The organism is Rhodococcus sp. NPDC019050, assembly GCF_055664235.1.
Genome location: NZ_JBVOON010000002.1, coordinates 195,944 through 211,832 on the forward strand (window position 1 = coordinate 195,944; position 15,889 = coordinate 211,832).

The window sequence follows — 15,889 nt, forward strand, 5'->3', positions numbered from 1 at the left end:
CCGCGCCGGCGTTGCAGGGATTCCGCGCGGGCGCCGGCCCGCGCGGGGTCGATCAGTGGCTGAGAATCTTGCCGAGGAAATCTTTGGCGCGATCGGAGCTGGGCGAGGTGAAGAAGCTGTCGGGGTCGGTGTCTTCGACGATCCGGCCGTCCGCCATGAACAGCACGCGGTCGCCGGCCTTGCGGGCGAAACCCATCTCGTGGGTCACGACGACCATCGTCATGCCCTCCTTCGCCAGCGCCGTCATGACGTCGAGGACTTCCTGAACCATCTCGGGGTCGAGCGCCGAGGTCGGTTCGTCGAACAGCATCACCTTCGGGTTCATGGCGAGCGCCCGTGCGATCGCGACGCGCTGCTGCTGGCCACCCGACAACTGCGCGGGGTACTTGTCGGCCTGGTTGGCGATGCCCACGCGTTCGAGAAGCTTCAGGGCGGCCTCGCGGGCCGCGTCCTTCTTCATCTTCCGCACCTTCACGGGCCCGAGCATCACGTTCTCGAGGATCGTCTTGTGGGCGAACAGGTTGAAGGACTGGAACACCATTCCGACATCGGAGCGGAGCTTCGCGAGTGCCTTGCCCTCGGCGGGAAGCAACGTGCCGTCCACCCGGATCTCTCCGGAATCGATCGGTTCGAGGCGGTTGATGGTGCGGCACAGGGTGGACTTGCCCGACCCGGACGGCCCCACCACGATCACCACCTGACCGCGCGGAACTTCGACGTTGATGTCCTGCAGCACGTGAAGGTCGCCGAAGTGCTTCTCGACCCGGGAGAGAGAGATCATCGAGGTCGTGCTGTCCGCTTCGTCGGACGGCTTCTCCGTCCCCGCTGCCGCTGATGTCATGGGATGACACTATGCCGTCCCCGACCCGATTCCTCGCATTTCGGGCCGTGGAGCGATCGTCGTCACGGAAAATTTACGGCTGCCGCAAAAAAAGACCGCCCGGTCGGCCATCGCCGTCACCGGCGGGAGGTCACCTCGTGCGCGTGAGCTACCCTGAGACGTGTCACTGATCGACGAGAATGTCTCCCACGCCGCCCCTCGGACCTACGAAGTCCGCACGTACGGCTGCCAGATGAACGTGCACGATTCCGAGCGTCTGTCCGGATTGCTCGAGGACGCCGGTTTCCACCGTGCCACTCCGGGAACCAACCCTGACCTGGTGGTGTTCAACACGTGTGCTGTGCGGGAGAACGCCGACAACAAGCTCTACGGCAACCTCAGCCATCTGCGGCCGGTCAAGGACGAGAACCCCGACATGCAGATCGCAGTCGGCGGCTGCCTCGCTCAGAAGGACCGCAGTCTCGTCGTCCAGAAGGCCCCGTGGGTCGATGTGGTCTTCGGCACGCACAACATCGGTAATCTGCCTGCCCTGCTCGAGCGCGCACGTCACAACCGCCGCGCGGAGGTCGAGATCCTCGACTCTCTCGAGGCCTTCCCGTCGACGCTCCCCGCCAAGCGCGAGTCCGCGTACGCGGGCTGGGTGTCCATCTCCGTGGGCTGCAACAACACGTGCACGTTCTGCATCGTGCCGTCGCTGCGAGGCAAGGAAGTCGACCGTCGTCCCGGCGACATTCTCGCCGAGGTCAAAGCCCTCGTCGACGAGGGCGTTCTCGAAGTGACGCTGCTCGGACAGAACGTCAACTCCTACGGCCGGTCGTTCGCCGACCCCGAACAGCCCCGCGACCGGGGTGCGTTCGCGTCACTGCTCCGGGCCTGCGGCGACATCGAGGGATTGGAACGGGTCCGCTTCACCTCGCCGCACCCGGCGGAGTTCACCGACGACGTCATCGAGGCGATGGCGCAGACGCCGAACGTCTGCCCGCAGTTGCACATGCCGCTGCAGTCCGGCAGCGACCGGATCCTGCGGGCGATGCGCCGCTCGTACCGCAAGGAGCGGTTCCTCGGCATCATCGACCGGGTCCGCGCCGCCATGCCGCACGCGGCCATCACCACCGACATCATCGTGGGCTTCCCGGGCGAGACCGAAGAAGACTTCCAGGAGACGCTCGACGTCGTCGAGAAGGCCCGCTTCACGAGCGCCTTCACGTTCCAGTACTCCAAGCGTCCCGGCACACCGGCGGCCGAGATGGACGATCAGGTGCCCAAGGCTGTCGTGCAGGAGCGCTACGAGCGGCTCATCGCCCTCCAGGAACGCATCACCCTCGAGGCGAACCGGGAACTGGTCGGCACCGAGGTGGAACTGCTCGTCGCGGCCGGGGAAGGGCGCAAGAACGCCGAGACCGCGCGGATGAGCGGGCGCGCCCGCGACGGCCGTCTCGTGCACTTCCGTCCCGAGGGGAACATCGACACCGCGGTCCGTCCGGGCGACGTGATCACGGTGGTCGTGACCGGCGCTGCACCGCACCACCTCGTCGCCGACGACGCGATACTCACCCACCGCCGCACCCGCGCGGGGGACCATTTCGAACAGGGCAAGCTCCCCAAGACGCCGCCGATCGGCGTCGGACTCGGACTGCCCACCATCGGCGCTCCCGCCGACCTCCCGACCCAGATGGGATGTAACGCATGACCGAGGAGATTCGCGCCGGCCTCGAGGCAGCCGAACGCGACGCCGCCAAAGAAATCGATCCCGGCGCCCGCGCGATGTTCGTGGCGATCGCTGTACTCGCGCTGCTCGGATCGTTCGCGCTCCCGCACGCGGGTTCGGCGAACGGCTGGGAGGCGCTGGCCTTCGCTCCCGATGCGATCGAGCAGGAGATCGCCCTGCCGTCGCGGCTGTTCGTGTGGTTCGCCCTGATCTTCGGCGCACTCGGCTCGATCCTCGCGCTGCTCACCCGCAGGTGGGTCGCCGCGTGGGTGACGCTCGCCGGCTCGTCGGTGACCCTCGTGTTCGGGATGCTGTCGATCTGGACGCGTCAGACCCTGCCGGTCGAGTCGACGGCCGGAGGCCCGGGTTTCGGGATCGTGCTGGGCTGGCTCGCGATGATGGTCATCGTCTTCCACTGGGCACGCGTCGTGTGGGCGCGGACGTCCGCACAGCTCGAAGCCGAGAGCGACCTCCGCCGCGTCGTGGCAGAAGACGACCGTCCGAGGCTCTTCCGCGACAACTAGCCCTACAGACGACGGTGCCCCTCTCCGGATCCGGAGAGGGGCACCGTCGTGTCGGTGGCCGGTTCGCAGCTGTCAGAGTTCGCCGACCGCGCCTTCGGCTGCCTCGGCCCATTCCCGCCACTGCGAAGCCTGGGCGAGGGCTTGCTCGGCTTCCTTCGTGCGACCGTTCGCGGAGGCCTTGGCTGCCTGCTCCTCGAACTGCTGCACCCGCTCCCGGAACTGAGCCGCGCGGGCGAGCGCCTCGGGATCGGTGCGACGCCACTCCGAGTCGGCTGCCTCACGCACGCGCTTCTCGACGGCGCGCAGGCGGCTTTCGAGATCGTGGGTGCGCTCGCGCGGAACCTTGCCGATCGCTTCCCACTTGTCCTGAAGCTCCCGCAACTGCGCCCGCGCAGCCTCGACATCCGAGGATGGATCGATGGTCGCCGCCGATTCGAGCAGGGCTTCCTTCGCGCGCGCATTCTCCTCGAACTCGGCTTCGCGCTCGGCGTTCGCATTGTTGCGCGCCGCGAAGAACACGTCCTGCGCACCCTTGAAGCGCTTCCACAGTTGGTCGTCCGCTTCGCGTGGCGCCCGACCTGCGGCCTTCCATTCCGCGAGCAGGTCGCGGAAGGTGGCTGCGGTCGCACCCCAGTCGGTCGAGTCCTGCAGCGACTCGGCACGGGCGACGAGTTCCTCCTTGCGGCTCTTCGCCGACGCCCGCTCGCGGTCGAGTTCGGCGAAGTGTGCACCACGGCGACGGTTGAACGCCTCGCGGGCCTTGGAGTACCGGCGCCACAGGACGTCGTCGACCTTCCGGTCGACCCCGCGGATGGACTTCCACTCGTCGAGGATCTCCCGGAGCCGGTCGCCCGCGGCCTTCCACTGCGTGGACTCCGCTCCGATTTCCTCGGCTTCGGCGGCGAGCGCCTCCTTGCGCGCGGTGTTCTCGGCGCGCTGTTGCTCCTTCTCCTGCTTCGCGGCGACCGCAGCCTGCTCCGAGGCCGTGATGATCTCCGTCAGACGCGCGGACAGAGCGTCGAGGTCCCCGATGACCGCGGCCGTCGGAAGGGATTCGGCGAGTGCTTCGGCGGCGGCCCGTGTCTTCTTGATGTCCCCGGTTCCGGAGGCGAGCCGGGTCTCGAGGATCGCCACCTCGGTGGCGAGGTCGTCGTATCGACGGCCGAAGTGGGCGAGCCCTTCGGCGGCGTCGCCGGCCTGCCACGAACCGATGCAGCGTTCTCCGGCGGCCGTGACGACCCACGCGGTGCCGTCCTCGTCCACCCGCCCGAATCGGCTGGGATCGCTCGCGGGGACCGCGGGCATGTGAGGATGGTTCTGGGATGAGACCGGGTGCGGCTTCGGGTGGGAACCGGCGGTCTGCACACCGGACGACGCCGTCGCCTTCGTCGGGCCGGGGCGTGGGCCACCGGGCTTGGGCGGTCCGGGCCGCGCTGCGTCACCGGGTGTCGGCCCCACTGCCTGTTCCTGTGCATTCGGGTCGCTCATCAGTACCTCATCTCTGCCGCGCGGCACGGCTGCCTGGTCGCATCGCTCTACCGCAGGTCGGGTCACGGGACTCCGTGACCACACATCCGCCCCCTATTGAAACAGGTCGCGGCTGTGCAGGGCGCCGGGTCCGGTCGACTACCGTTGCCGGTGTGTTCATCGCCGGGGCGTTCGTGCCCTCCCCACCGTTGCTCGTTCCGGAGCTGAGCGGTCTCGCCGCGGCCGAAACCGACGACCTGCGGACAGCAGTGCTCGACACCGTTCGGGAACTCGCGGCAGCGACCGACTGGCTCGTCGTCGGCACAGGAGACATCGCCGCCGAGGTTCCCGCCACGGCGCGCGGCACCTTCCGTGGATACGGTGTCGACGTCCCGGTCGCGCTGGGCCCCGGCACCGCGGGCGAACCCGATCCGGACCTGCCCCTGGCCGCGCTCGTCGCCGGATGGATCCGCGACCGGGTCGCCCCGAAGACCTCGATCGAGGCGCACATACTGAGCGCCGACACCGACCCCGGTACCTGCACAAAGGTGGGCGCAATGCTGCGCGAGCGCCTCGACGCAGGCTCGCGCCCGCGTGCCCTGCTCGTCGTTGCCGACGGCCCGGCGACCCTCACGGCGAAGGCCCCCGGAGCGTTCGACCCGCGAGCGGGAGACGTCGACGCCGAACTCGCACAAGCGCTGACCTCGGGTGATCCGGATGCTCTGAGTGCGCTCGACCCGATCTTGTGCGCGGAGGTCCTGTTCGCCGGTCGCGCGGCGTGGCAGGCATTCGGCGCGGTGTTCACCGACGCTCCGGCCTCCGCGACGACCACCTACACCGGAGCGCCCTACGGCGTCGGTTACCACGCGGGGGTGTGGCGACCGTGAACGGCGAGGTGCGCCCCATCGCCGTCGTCGGACCCACCGCGACGGGCAAGTCCGATCTCGGACTCGACCTCGCAGAAGCGCTGGGCGGCGAGATCGTCAACATCGACGCGATGCAGCAGTACCGCGGGATGGACATCGGAACCGCGAAACTCCCGGTGGAGGAGCGACGCGGGATTCCCCATCATCAACTCGACGTTCTCGACGTCACCGAGACGGCAACGGTCGCGCGGTATCAGCGCGCGGCGACCGACGACGTCGAGGAGATACGCGCTCGCGGTCGCGTGCCGATCGTCGTGGGTGGCTCGATGATGTACGTGCAGGCGCTGCTCGACGAGTGGCAGTTCCCCGCGACCGACCCCGAGGTCCGGGCGAAGTGGGAGGCGGTGCTCGAGGACGGCGGTCCCGCGGCGGTACACGAAGCACTGCGTCTCGCCGACCCCGTCGCGGCCGAGACGATCCTGCCCACCGACGGCAGACGGATGGTGCGGGCACTCGAGGTCGTCGAACTGACCGGGAAGCCGTTCGCCGCGTCGCAACCGACGATCGGGGATCCCCGATGGGACACCGTGATCCTCGGTGTCGACCGGGAGACCGGAGAACTCGACCGGCGTATCGCCGAACGCACCGACACGATGTTCGAGCAGGGACTCGTGGACGAGGTCCGGACGCTGCTCGAACGCGGGTTGCGCGACGGCGTGACGGCCCCCCGGGCGATCGGCTACGCCCAGGTGCTCGAGCATCTCGACGGCGAATACGACCTCGCTCACGCCCGGGAGCGCACGTTCATCGGGACCCGGCGCTACGTGCGCCGTCAGCGTTCGTGGTTCCGGCGCGATCCGCGCATCCACTGGCTCGACGGCGCCGATCCGGACCTCACCGCCTCCGCGCTCCGGGCTGTGACGGACGCGCGGACGGGTGGAATGCCCGGTACTCGATAAGGTGACCGGTATGGAGTTCAGCAAAGGGCACGGCACCGAGAACGACTTCGTGATCCTCCCCGACCCGGACGCACGGCTGGATCTTGCCGCCGAGCGGGTCGCGGCACTGTGCGACCGCCGGCGCGGTCTCGGCGCCGACGGGGTTCTGCGGGTCGCACGGGCCGGTGCGCTCGTCACCGCCGGTGTCCTGTCCGAACTCCCCGACGGCACCGCCGACGACGACTGGTTCATGGACTACCGCAACGCCGACGGGTCGATCGCCGAGATGTGCGGCAACGGCGTGCGGGTCTTCGCGCACTACCTCACCGCCCACGGTCTCGTGACCGCACCCGACTTCGTGGTCGGCAGCCGGGCGGGTGGAAAGCCGGTACAGGTCCACGCGGCCGGGCCGGTGTTCGGCGACGTCACCGTGGACATGGGTGTCGTGCGGCAACTCGGCGACTCCACCGCAACGCTCGACGGCCGTGTCTACAGCGGGATCGGCATCGACGTCGGTAACCCCCATCTGGCCTGCGTGGATGCCAACCTGACCGAGGCGGGACTCGCGGCGCTCGATCTGACGGCGCCCGGCTTCGATCCCGGCTTCTTCCCCCAGGGCGTCAATATCGAGTTCCTCACGCCGATCCTGTCCGGTTCCGTGCACATGCGCGTCCACGAGCGGGGCGTAGGGGAGACCCGCTCCTGCGGCACAGGGACCGTGGCCGCGGCTGCGGCGGCGCTGCGATACGACGGCAGTGACGAAGGGGTCGTTCAGGTCTGTATCCCCGGCGGCTCCGTCGACGTCCGCATCGAGAAGGGCCGGGCGTGGCTGCGCGGACCCTCCGTTCTCGTCGCTTCGGGCGAGCTCGGTGACGGATGGTGGGCGTCCCTCGCGTGACCTGGTGAAGCCCCAGGTGACGGCGACAAGAAACTCGAATGCATCTGTCAGGGCTTCATGGGAACATGGACATGTATGACAAACACATCGCGCACCGAGCGTGCCACCCCAGAAGACACATCCGACAGTGCCTACAGCGCACACGGAGACTGGTCCGTCGACGATCCGTCCGTCGGTGAGATGCAACTGGACGATCGCAGCGCCCTTCGGCGCGTGGCCGGTCTGTCCACCGAACTCGAAGATGTCACCGAGGTCGAATACCGCCAGCTCAGGCTCGAGAGAGTCGTGCTCGTCGGCGTGTGGACCGGTGGCACGGCGGCGCAGGCCGACGCGAGCCTCGCCGAACTCGCCGCGCTCGCGGAAACCGCGGGCTCGGAGGTCCTCGACGGGCTGATCCAGCGTCGCGACAAGCCCGACGCGGCAACCTACATCGGCTCCGGCAAAGCCGAGGAACTTCGCCAGATCGTGCTCGCCACCGGCGCCGACACCGTCATCTGCGACGGCGAACTCACCCCGGCACAGCTCACCGCGCTGGAGAAGGTCGTCAAGGTCAAGGTCATCGACCGGACCGCGCTGATTCTCGACATCTTCGCGCAACACGCGACGTCCCGCGAAGGCAAGGCGCAGGTCTCGCTCGCCCAGATGGAGTACATGCTGCCCCGGCTGCGCGGCTGGGGTGAGTCGATGTCGCGCCAGGCCGGTGGTCGTGCCGGCAGCAACGGCGGCGTCGGCCTGCGCGGTCCGGGTGAGACCAAGATCGAAACGGACCGTCGCCGAATCCGCGAGCGGATGGCGAAACTGCGGCGCGAGATCAAGGGCATGAAGGCCGCCCGCGACACCAAGCGCACCAGGCGCCTGCGCAACCGGATCCCGTCCGTGGCGATCGTCGGCTACACCAACGCCGGCAAGTCGAGTCTGCTCAACGCCCTCACCGGCTCGGGCGTCCTGGTGCAGAACGCGCTGTTCGCCACCCTGGACCCGACGACGCGCCGGTCGGCACTGCCGGACGGCCGCGAACTGGTCCTGACCGACACCGTCGGCTTCGTTCGGCACCTGCCGACCCAGCTGGTCGAGGCGTTCCGGTCGACGCTCGAAGAGGTCGCAGACGCGGATCTGCTGTTGCACGTCGTGGACGGCTCCGATCCAATGCCCACCGAGCAGATCAAGGCGGTTCGTGAGGTCGTCACGGAGGTGCTGCGGGAAAGCGATGCCCCGCCGCCGCCCGAGCTGATCGTCGTGAACAAGATCGACGCAGCCGATCCGGTGACCCTCACCCAGCTCCGCGGGCTCCTCACCGATGCGGTGTTCATCTCCGCCCGAACGGGAGAGGGGATGGAGGAACTGCGCACGCGGCTGGCCGACATTCTCGAGGATCCCGACGTGGAGGTGAAAGTCCTCGTTCCGTACACCCGGGGAGACCTGATCGCCCGCATCCATTCCGATGGGCAGATCCTGGACTCGGCACACGAAGCGGACGGCACCCGCGTGCATGCCCGGGTTCCGATGGCGCTCGCGTCGGCATTGGGCGAATACGCCGCCTGATGCGCGGTATGCGCAGCGCGGCTGCGGGGGTGCCCCTGCTCGTCGCCGTGGCGTTCGCCGCTCCGGCCGCAGCCGACGACGCGCAGGTTCCGTCCGCGGATCTGACGCCGGAGGTGCTGTGCGCCCCGGCCGATCCGGCACTGGCCGAACTGTCCGGTCTGGCGGCGCCGGGCGGGCGGCTCTTCGCGACACCCGACGCCGGCGCCGACGAGCGGATCGTCGAACTCGGTTCCGATTGCACTGTGCTGCAGCGTGTCCCGGCTCCGGTCGATCCGTACGACGTGGAGGACATGGCGGCCGGGCCCGACGGCCGGTTGTGGCTCGCCGATGTCGGTGACAACTCCCGCAGCAGGGAGACCGTCGCGCTGATCTCGGTCGATCCCGACTCGGGCACCGGCGACCTGTATCGCCTCCGGTACCCCGACGGTCCCCAGGACGCGGAGACGCTGCTCGTGCCGGCCGACGGGATTCCGGTGATCGTCACGAAGTCGTTGTTCGGGCCGAGCGGTATCTACCGGCCCGCCGGGAATCGCGCGCTGACCGCAGCGGATTCGCCCGGGCCGACGGATCTCGAGCGAATCGGGACTCTCGCTCTCGGCCCCACCGACACGCCCGGCGGCCCGATCCCCGGCGCGTCGTCCTCGATGATCACCGGGGGAGCGGTCAGCGAGGACGGAACGGTGGCGGCGGTCCGGACCTATACCGATGTCTATCTGTTCCACGCACCGGACGGTGACGTCGCTGCGGCACTGTCGTCGGGTCCCGATCTGCGGATCGCCGTTCCCGGAGAGCCCCAGGGCGAGGCGATCGCCTTCACCTCGGACGGTGACCTGCTGACCGCCTCCGAAGCGGCCCCCGAGTCCTCGGTCCTGCCCCCGATTCAGGTTTTGCGCGGGGTGACCGACCTCTTCGTCGCCGACACCCCCGAGGGCGCCGGCGACGAAGAGAGGTCGACTGCGGTGTTACCGGTGGCGGGCGGCGTAGCCGTGGCGATCGCCGTGCTCGCCGCCGTTGTGGCGGTGACGGTCAGGCGTCGAGGTCGGTAGCCACCAGTTTCGCCACCTGGTCGAGCACCGCTTCGTCGTCACACGTGACGGTGACCTCTGCGCCCTGCGATGCGCCGAGCGTCATGATCATCAGAGCCGAACCGGCATCCACCGGTTCACCTCCGGCAACCGAGAGAGTGACGGGAACTCCCGACGCCACAACGGCTTCGGCGATGATTCCGGCGGGACGGGCGTGCAGGCCGATCGACGAGCCGACGGCAACGGTGGTGCTGGGCATGGGTTCTCCTCGGTTTGTGAACGCGCCTGGTCAGGAACGGACGGTGGTGTCTTGCAGAACGGGTTCGTCGGCGATCGCGTCGGTGGTGTGGGTGACCTGCTTGGCGATCGTGACGGCGAGGCCTGCCACGATCGTGCCCGCCGCCAGAGCGACGAGGAACCACACCACGTGGTCCATCGCGAAGAGGACGAACAGTCCTCCGTGCGGTGCCGACAAGGTGACCCCGGCGGCCATGACCATGCCGCCGGTGAGGGCACCGCCGAGCATCATGGACGGGATCACCCGGATGGGGTCTGCCGCGGCGAACGGGATCGCGCCCTCCGAGATGAACGAGGCACCCAGCAGCCATGCGGCCTTACCATTCTCGCGTTCGGCCTCGCTGTAGAGACGTGGCCGGATCTGCGAGGACAAGGCCATTGCGAGCGGCGGGACCATACCGGCCGCCATGACCGCTGCCATGATCTGCAGCGACGCGAGGTTGTTCACGTCCAGGCCGGCGACGGCGAATGCGTACGCGGCCTTGTTGACCGGCCCGCCGAGGTCGAAGCACATCATCAGGCCCAGGATGACGCCGAGGAGCACCGCCGAACCGCCCGAGAGGCCGTTGAGCCAGTCGGTCAACCCGGTGGTGACGGCGGCGAGCGGACGGCCGAGCAGCAGGAACATCAAGCCACCGACGATAAGGCTCGCCAGCAACGGGATGATGACCACGGGCATCAGACCGCGCGCCCATGCGGGCAGCGGGATACGGGCCACCCACAGTGCCGCGAAGCCACCGATCAGACCGCCGATCAGGCCGCCGATGAAACCGGCGCCCACGAAGACGGCAACCGCACCGGCCGTGAAACCCGGTGCCAGGCCCGGCCTGTCGGCGATCGCGAAGGCGATGTAACCGGCAAGCGCCGGTACCAGGAACGAGAACGACAGCGACCCGATCTGGTACAGGACCGCGCCGAGGTACGCCCCCAGACCACCCTCGGGCAGGTTGGTGAGGCTGTTGTCCAGGACGATGCCACTGGCGACATCGCCGATGTCGTGCCCACCCAGCAGGAAGCCGAGCGCGATGAGCAGACCGCCCGCGGCCACGAACGGGATCATGTAGCTCACACCGGTCAGCAGGATCTGCCGCAGGCGGGTGCCCCATCCCAGTTCGGATCCCGTGTCGCCACCTTCCGGCGTGGCAGCCGTGGAGGAAGATTCGACGGTGCGTGCGGACGGATCGGATGCTGCCCGCAGCGCCTCGGCGATCATGACGTCGGGTTCGTTGATGGCACGCTTGACCCCGGATGCGATCACCGGTTTGCCGCCGAAGCGTTCACGTCCCTTCACACCGACATCGGTCGCGAAGATCACGGCGTCCGCGTCGGCGATCGCCGACGCGGGAAGCGGTGTGCTTCCGCTCGACCCCTGAGTTTCGACCCGCAGGGTGACGCCCGCTCGTTCGGCGGCGGCGGTCAACGCGTCGGCTGCCATGTAGGTGTGGGCGATACCCGTCGGGCATGCGGTCACCGCGACGAGCGTCCGGGATCCGCCGCCTTCCGATTCTCCGGCACCGCCGCTCGGCGGCGTCCCCACGACAGCACCCGTCGGCGCCTTGGGTGCGTCGTCTCCCGGCGCCGCAGTGCTGCCCGCCGTCTGCGAGTCGTTTCCGGTGGCGGCCGACTCCGGGGGCAGTACTCCCTGGACCAGCGAGATGACGTTGTCGGCGGAGTTCGCCTCGCGCAACGACGAGACGAAGTCGGGCCGCACCAGCGCCCGTGCGAGCGCGGTGAGTACCTTCATGTGATCGGCGCCGGCGCCTTCCGGGGCGGCGATGAGGAACACCAGGTCGGCCGGCCCGTCGGGGGCGCCGAAGTCGACCTTCGGCGACAGTCGCGCGAAAGCCAGCGACGGCGTGGTGACGGATTCGGCTCGGGCGTGCGGAATGGCGAGTCCACCGGGAAGTCCTGTGGCGGACTTCGATTCCCGGTCGAGCACCGACGCCGCGAGCGCCTCGGCGTCCGAGGCACGGCCCGCAGACGCGAGGCGTCCCGCGAGTGCCGCGATCACCGACGACTTGTCGGAACCCAGATCGACGTCGAGTGCGATGAGGTCAGCGTCGATGATCGCCGGGCGACTGCCGGGACCGGATGCGCTGTGTGTCATGGCGTGTCCTTACGGGTGGGAGGGTAGAGCATGGGCGGGTGGCTCCGGCCGGTCCTGGAATCCGGTGACGCGCACGGCGTCCGGATCGACGGACTCGGGACCGGGAAGTTCGGTGCCGGGCAGTGCGACTGCGGCGCTGCCGTACGCCACCGCGTGCCGCAGGCAATCGGGCGGCGTGTGTCCGGCATTCTCGGCGACGAGGTACCCGGCCAGGGACGAATCGCCCGCCCCCACGGTGCTGCGCACGGTCGCGGAGGCCGTCGACGCGTGCCAGGCACCGTCGCCGGTGACGAGAACCGCACCTGCGGCGCCGAGGGTGGCGAGCACCGCGCCGACGCCGCGCTGGACCAGTACGTGCCCTGCGTCGATCACCGGGCCCAGATCGCCGGCGGCAGCGCCGGCTTCCAGTGCGGTGGCGTCCGCGCCGGTGAGCTGGGCGAGTTCGTCCGAGTTGGGCTTGATCAGGTCGGGCGCCGCGGCAGGTAGCCGGTCGGCGAGCGCGAGCAGCGGTGCCTCCGAGGTGTCGACGGCAACCCGGCACCCGAGGCTTCGGAGGGCCGTGACCAGGTCGGCGTACCAGCTGTCGGGAATACCGGGCGGCAGGGAACCGCACAGGACCGCCCAGGACGCACCGCACGCGGCGTTCAGGACAGCGGTGTGGAGTTCACCCAAGGTGCGGCCGGTGCAGGTGTGCCCGGGTTCGTTGAGCTTGGTCGTGGTGCCGTCCGGTTCGGCAATGGTGATGTTGTTGCGCGCCGGCCCGGAGGTCGCGACGGCCACGTAGGGCACCGCGCGTTCGTCGAGCGCGGTGAGCAGCGGATCACCACTGTCGGCGGGGAGGACGGCGACAACCTCCAGACCGGCACGTCGCAGGACCCGGGCCACGTTGATGCCCTTGCCTCCGGGGTCCACGGTGGTTCCGGTGCTCCGGAGAACCGCGCCACGAACGAGTGTCCCGTTGAGCGCGACGGTGCGGTCCAGGCTGGGGTTGGCGGTCAATGTGACGATCATGCGATCACCACCTCGATTCCGAGTTCGGCGAGTTGCTTGTGGTCCGTTTCCTCGATGTCGCTGTCGGTGACGAGGACATCGACGGCGGAAATGGGCGCGAAACGGAGAAGATTCCGGCGTCCGACCTTCGATGAATCTGTCACCACCACAACGCGTTCCGCGCAGCGGACGATGGACCGTTTGACGGCGGCTTCGTCCGCATCGGGAGTGCTCAGCCCGTGCTCGACGGTCAGCGCGTTGGTTCCTACGAAAGCGACATCGACATGCAGGGTGTCGAGGAACTGCAGTGCGTCCGCCCCCACTGCGGCCTGTGTCACGCCCCGCACTCGTCCGCCGGTCAGGTGCAGCGCGACGGAGGGGAGTGCCGCGAGACGGGCGGCGATGGGAACCGAGTTCGTCACGACTTTCAGATCGGTGTCGGTGGGCAGCGCCGAGACGATCCGGCCGGTCGTGGTTCCGGCATCGAACAGGACGCTTCCACCGGACGGGGGGAGGAAGGCGGCAGCGGCGGCGGCTATCCGGTCCTTCTGGTCGGCCCGCGAGTGCTCCCGATCCGCGAGCGCCGGTTCGCTGACCGTGAGTGCAGCGAAGGGAATCGCGCCGCCGTGGACCCGGCGGACGTGCCCGAGTCGCTCGAGCAGGGCGAGGTCGCGCCGCACCGTCTCGGTGGTGACGCCGTATCGCTCGGCGAGCGCGGCGACGGACATTCGTCCCCGTCGGCCGATCAGGTCCGCTATGGCCTGCTGGCGTTCCTCCGCGTACACCCTCACCCCTATCCGAATCTGTTGCTTTATGTTGTTTTACGCCCGTCTGTGTTGACATGTCAAGGGTTTGGAGTAATCTCGATCACATTGATCCCTGCGAGGAGGTATTCATGGACAACACGCCACGCGTCCTGTCCGGAACGCCGGTTGTGCCGGGCATCGGCTTCGGACCGGTGATCCGCCCTGCACCGCGGCCGGTCGTGTCACCGGAGCCCGTGTCGATTCCCGATACCGTCCGGGAAGCAGAGGTCAGCCGGTTCGAGAACGCGGTCGCCGACGTCGCGGAACGTCTCCGCGTCCGGTCCTCCCGCGCGACGGGAGCGGCCGCCGAGGTCCTCGCGGCGACCGCCATGCTCGCCGAGGATCGGGCGTGGCGCGGTGCTGCGTCGACCCGCATCCGTAACGGATCCGATGCCGTCTCGGCCGCCACCGCCGCCACCGAACAGTTCGCGGGAATCTTCGAGAAGATGGGTGGGCTGCAGGCCGAACGGGTCACCGACCTGTTCGATGTGCGCGACCGGGTGATCTCCGAACTGCAGGGTCTACCCGAGCCCGGCCTCGAACTCCCGGAGGTGCCGTCGGTCCTGTTCGCCGACGACCTGGCGCCCGCCGATACCGCGGGCCTGGACCCTGCTCTCGTCGTGGCAATCGCCACCACACTCGGTGGCCCCACCAGTCACACCGCGATCATCGCGCGCCAACTCGGGATCCCGTGCGTCGTCGCCGCCGTGGGGCTCGACGACGTGCCGACCGGAACCCCTGCCCTGCTCGACGGCTCGACCGGCCGGATCGTGATCGAACCGGACAAGGACGAAGCCGACGCGGCGGTCCGGCGCGACCGTGCCGAGCGTGAACGCACCGCCGCGTGGACGGGCCCGGGAGCCACGGCCGACGGTCACCCCGTCGACATCCTCGCCAACGTCCAGGACGGAGCGGGTGCCCGCGCCGCACGCGAAACCCCGGCACAGGGCGTCGGGTTGTTCCGCACCGAATTGTGTTTCCTGGACCGGGAAACCGAGCCGACGGTCGCCGAGCAGGCCGACATCTACGCGGAGGTGTTCGACGCGTACGCCGGACGGAAGGTCGTCGTCCGCACCCTCGACGCCGGCTCCGACAAGCCGCTGCGCTTCGCGAACCACCCCGAGGAGCCGAACCCCGCACTCGGCGTGCGAGGCATCAGGATCACCACAGCCGCGCCCGGCATCCTCGAGCGCCAGCTCGACGCCGTGGCCGAAGCAGCAAAACGGTCGGGAGCGTCCCCGTGGGTGATGGCCCCCATGATCGCGACCGTCGGCGAAGCGGCGGAGTTCGCGGCACTGGTCCGCGAACGCAACCTGTCTCCGGGCGTCATGATCGAGATTCCCGCTGCCGCGCTGCTCGCCGAGCGCGTGCTCGAGCACGTGGACTTCCTCTCGATCGGCACCAACGATCTGGCCCAGTACACGATGGCGGCGGACCGGATGTCCTCGCAGCTCGCTGCCCTCACCACAGCCTGGCAGCCGGCAGTTCTGACCCTCGTGGCACACACGGCCCGGGCCGGGGCAGCAGTGGGCAAACCCGTCGGCGTCTGCGGAGAGGCGGGAGCAGACCCGCTTCTCGCCTGTGTCCTGGCCGGCATGGGTGTGACGTCGCTGTCCTGTGCGGCGTCCGCGGTCGCGCCGGTGGGCGCCAGGCTGGCGACGGTGACGATGGACCGCTGCCGGGAGGCAGCCGAGGCGGTGCTCGCGTCCGGTGATGCGATGTCCGCGCGATCGGCGGCGACCCGGATCCTGGAGTGACCTGACCGCCGTATCCGCCGACTCCCGAAAACGGGCCCGTTGATCTCGAGCCTCCGAACGCGCCATAGGCGCTGCGGCAGCGTGATCTACTTCAAGAACGGGCCCGATATGCACCCGACCGAC

Annotated in this window: 14 protein-coding genes; 8 read left to right on the top strand and 6 right to left on the bottom strand. The window is 69.1% G+C overall.

The genetic code is table 11. From position 1 onward, the window contains the following. Positions 1-52: 52 nt before the first annotated feature. Complete coding sequence (locus AC0B44_RS03525) at positions 53-781, bottom strand: amino acid ABC transporter ATP-binding protein (RefSeq protein ID WP_471901740.1); 729 nt, start codon at positions 779-781, stop codon at positions 53-55. A gap of 220 nt (positions 782-1,001) precedes the next feature. Between AC0B44_RS03525 and miaB the strand changes: the two genes are divergently transcribed. Both miaB and AC0B44_RS03535 read left to right on the top strand, forming a co-directional pair. Beyond that, the gene (gene miaB / locus AC0B44_RS03530) at positions 1,002-2,531 is read left to right on the top strand and encodes a tRNA (N6-isopentenyl adenosine(37)-C2)-methylthiotransferase MiaB (RefSeq protein ID WP_471901541.1); all 1,530 of its coding nucleotides are present in this window, start codon (positions 1,002-1,004) and stop codon (positions 2,529-2,531) included. Then, positions 2,528-3,073 (top strand): Rv2732c family membrane protein, encoded by a 546-nt coding sequence (locus AC0B44_RS03535; RefSeq protein ID WP_471901542.1) that lies wholly within the window; start codon positions 2,528-2,530, stop codon positions 3,071-3,073. The genes miaB and AC0B44_RS03535 overlap by 4 nt, the downstream gene beginning before the upstream one ends. Positions 3,074-3,145: 72 nt before the next feature. On the opposite strand, the gene AC0B44_RS03540 is transcribed toward AC0B44_RS03535, so the two are convergent. Beyond that, a complete protein-coding gene (locus tag AC0B44_RS03540) occupies positions 3,146-4,561 on the bottom strand; it encodes a DUF349 domain-containing protein (protein WP_471901543.1) in 1,416 nt (471 codons plus the stop codon). Positions 4,562-4,713: 152 nt separating this feature from the next. On the opposite strand from AC0B44_RS03540, the gene AC0B44_RS03545 reads away from it, so the two are divergent. The 5 genes from AC0B44_RS03545 (at position 4,714) to AC0B44_RS03565 (ending at position 9,830) form a co-directional block, all read left to right on the top strand. After that, positions 4,714-5,427 carry a class III extradiol ring-cleavage dioxygenase family protein gene (locus AC0B44_RS03545; RefSeq protein WP_471901544.1) on the top strand — a complete coding sequence of 238 codons (714 nt, stop codon included), beginning with the start codon at positions 4,714-4,716 and terminating at the stop codon, positions 5,425-5,427. Further along, positions 5,415-6,365: a tRNA (adenosine(37)-N6)-dimethylallyltransferase MiaA gene (gene miaA / locus AC0B44_RS03550; protein WP_471901545.1), complete on the top strand. Its 951-nt coding sequence runs from the start codon at positions 5,415-5,417 to the stop codon at positions 6,363-6,365. Before AC0B44_RS03545 ends, miaA begins: the two co-directional genes overlap by 13 nt. Positions 6,366-6,375: 10 nt before the next feature. Continuing rightward, entirely contained in the window at positions 6,376-7,242 is an 867-nt protein-coding gene (gene dapF, locus AC0B44_RS03555; RefSeq protein ID WP_471901546.1) for a diaminopimelate epimerase, read from the top strand. Positions 7,243-7,317: 75 nt separating this feature from the next. Continuing rightward, complete coding sequence (gene hflX / locus AC0B44_RS03560; RefSeq protein ID WP_471901547.1) at positions 7,318-8,784, top strand: GTPase HflX; 1,467 nt, start codon at positions 7,318-7,320, stop codon at positions 8,782-8,784. Continuing rightward, the gene (locus AC0B44_RS03565) at positions 8,784-9,830 is read left to right on the top strand and encodes a hypothetical protein (protein WP_471901548.1); all 1,047 of its coding nucleotides are present in this window, start codon (positions 8,784-8,786) and stop codon (positions 9,828-9,830) included. Before hflX ends, AC0B44_RS03565 begins: the two co-directional genes overlap by 1 nt. Here the strand turns inward: AC0B44_RS03565 and AC0B44_RS03570 are convergent. The 4 genes from AC0B44_RS03570 to AC0B44_RS03585 are packed head-to-tail and all read right to left on the bottom strand — an operon-like array spanning position 9,811 to position 13,988. Next, positions 9,811-10,068: an HPr family phosphocarrier protein gene (locus tag AC0B44_RS03570; RefSeq protein WP_471901549.1), complete on the bottom strand. Its 258-nt coding sequence runs from the start codon at positions 10,066-10,068 to the stop codon at positions 9,811-9,813. The genes AC0B44_RS03565 and AC0B44_RS03570 overlap by 20 nt on opposite strands. A 30-nt stretch (positions 10,069-10,098) precedes the next feature. After that, positions 10,099-12,213, bottom strand: coding sequence for a PTS fructose transporter subunit IIABC (locus AC0B44_RS03575; protein WP_471901550.1), 2,115 nt, complete (start codon positions 12,211-12,213; stop codon positions 10,099-10,101). Positions 12,214-12,222: 9 nt separating this feature from the next. Then, positions 12,223-13,224, bottom strand: coding sequence for a 1-phosphofructokinase family hexose kinase (locus AC0B44_RS03580; protein ID WP_471901551.1), 1,002 nt, complete (start codon positions 13,222-13,224; stop codon positions 12,223-12,225). Continuing rightward, the gene (locus tag AC0B44_RS03585) at positions 13,221-13,988 is read right to left on the bottom strand and encodes a DeoR/GlpR family DNA-binding transcription regulator (protein WP_471901741.1); all 768 of its coding nucleotides are present in this window, start codon (positions 13,986-13,988) and stop codon (positions 13,221-13,223) included. The genes AC0B44_RS03580 and AC0B44_RS03585 overlap by 4 nt, the downstream gene beginning before the upstream one ends. Positions 13,989-14,098: 110 nt before the next feature. Between AC0B44_RS03585 and AC0B44_RS03590 the strand changes: the two genes are divergently transcribed. Then, entirely contained in the window at positions 14,099-15,766 is a 1,668-nt protein-coding gene (locus AC0B44_RS03590; protein ID WP_471901552.1) for a phosphoenolpyruvate--protein phosphotransferase, read from the top strand. Positions 15,767-15,889: the final 123 nt, after the last annotated feature.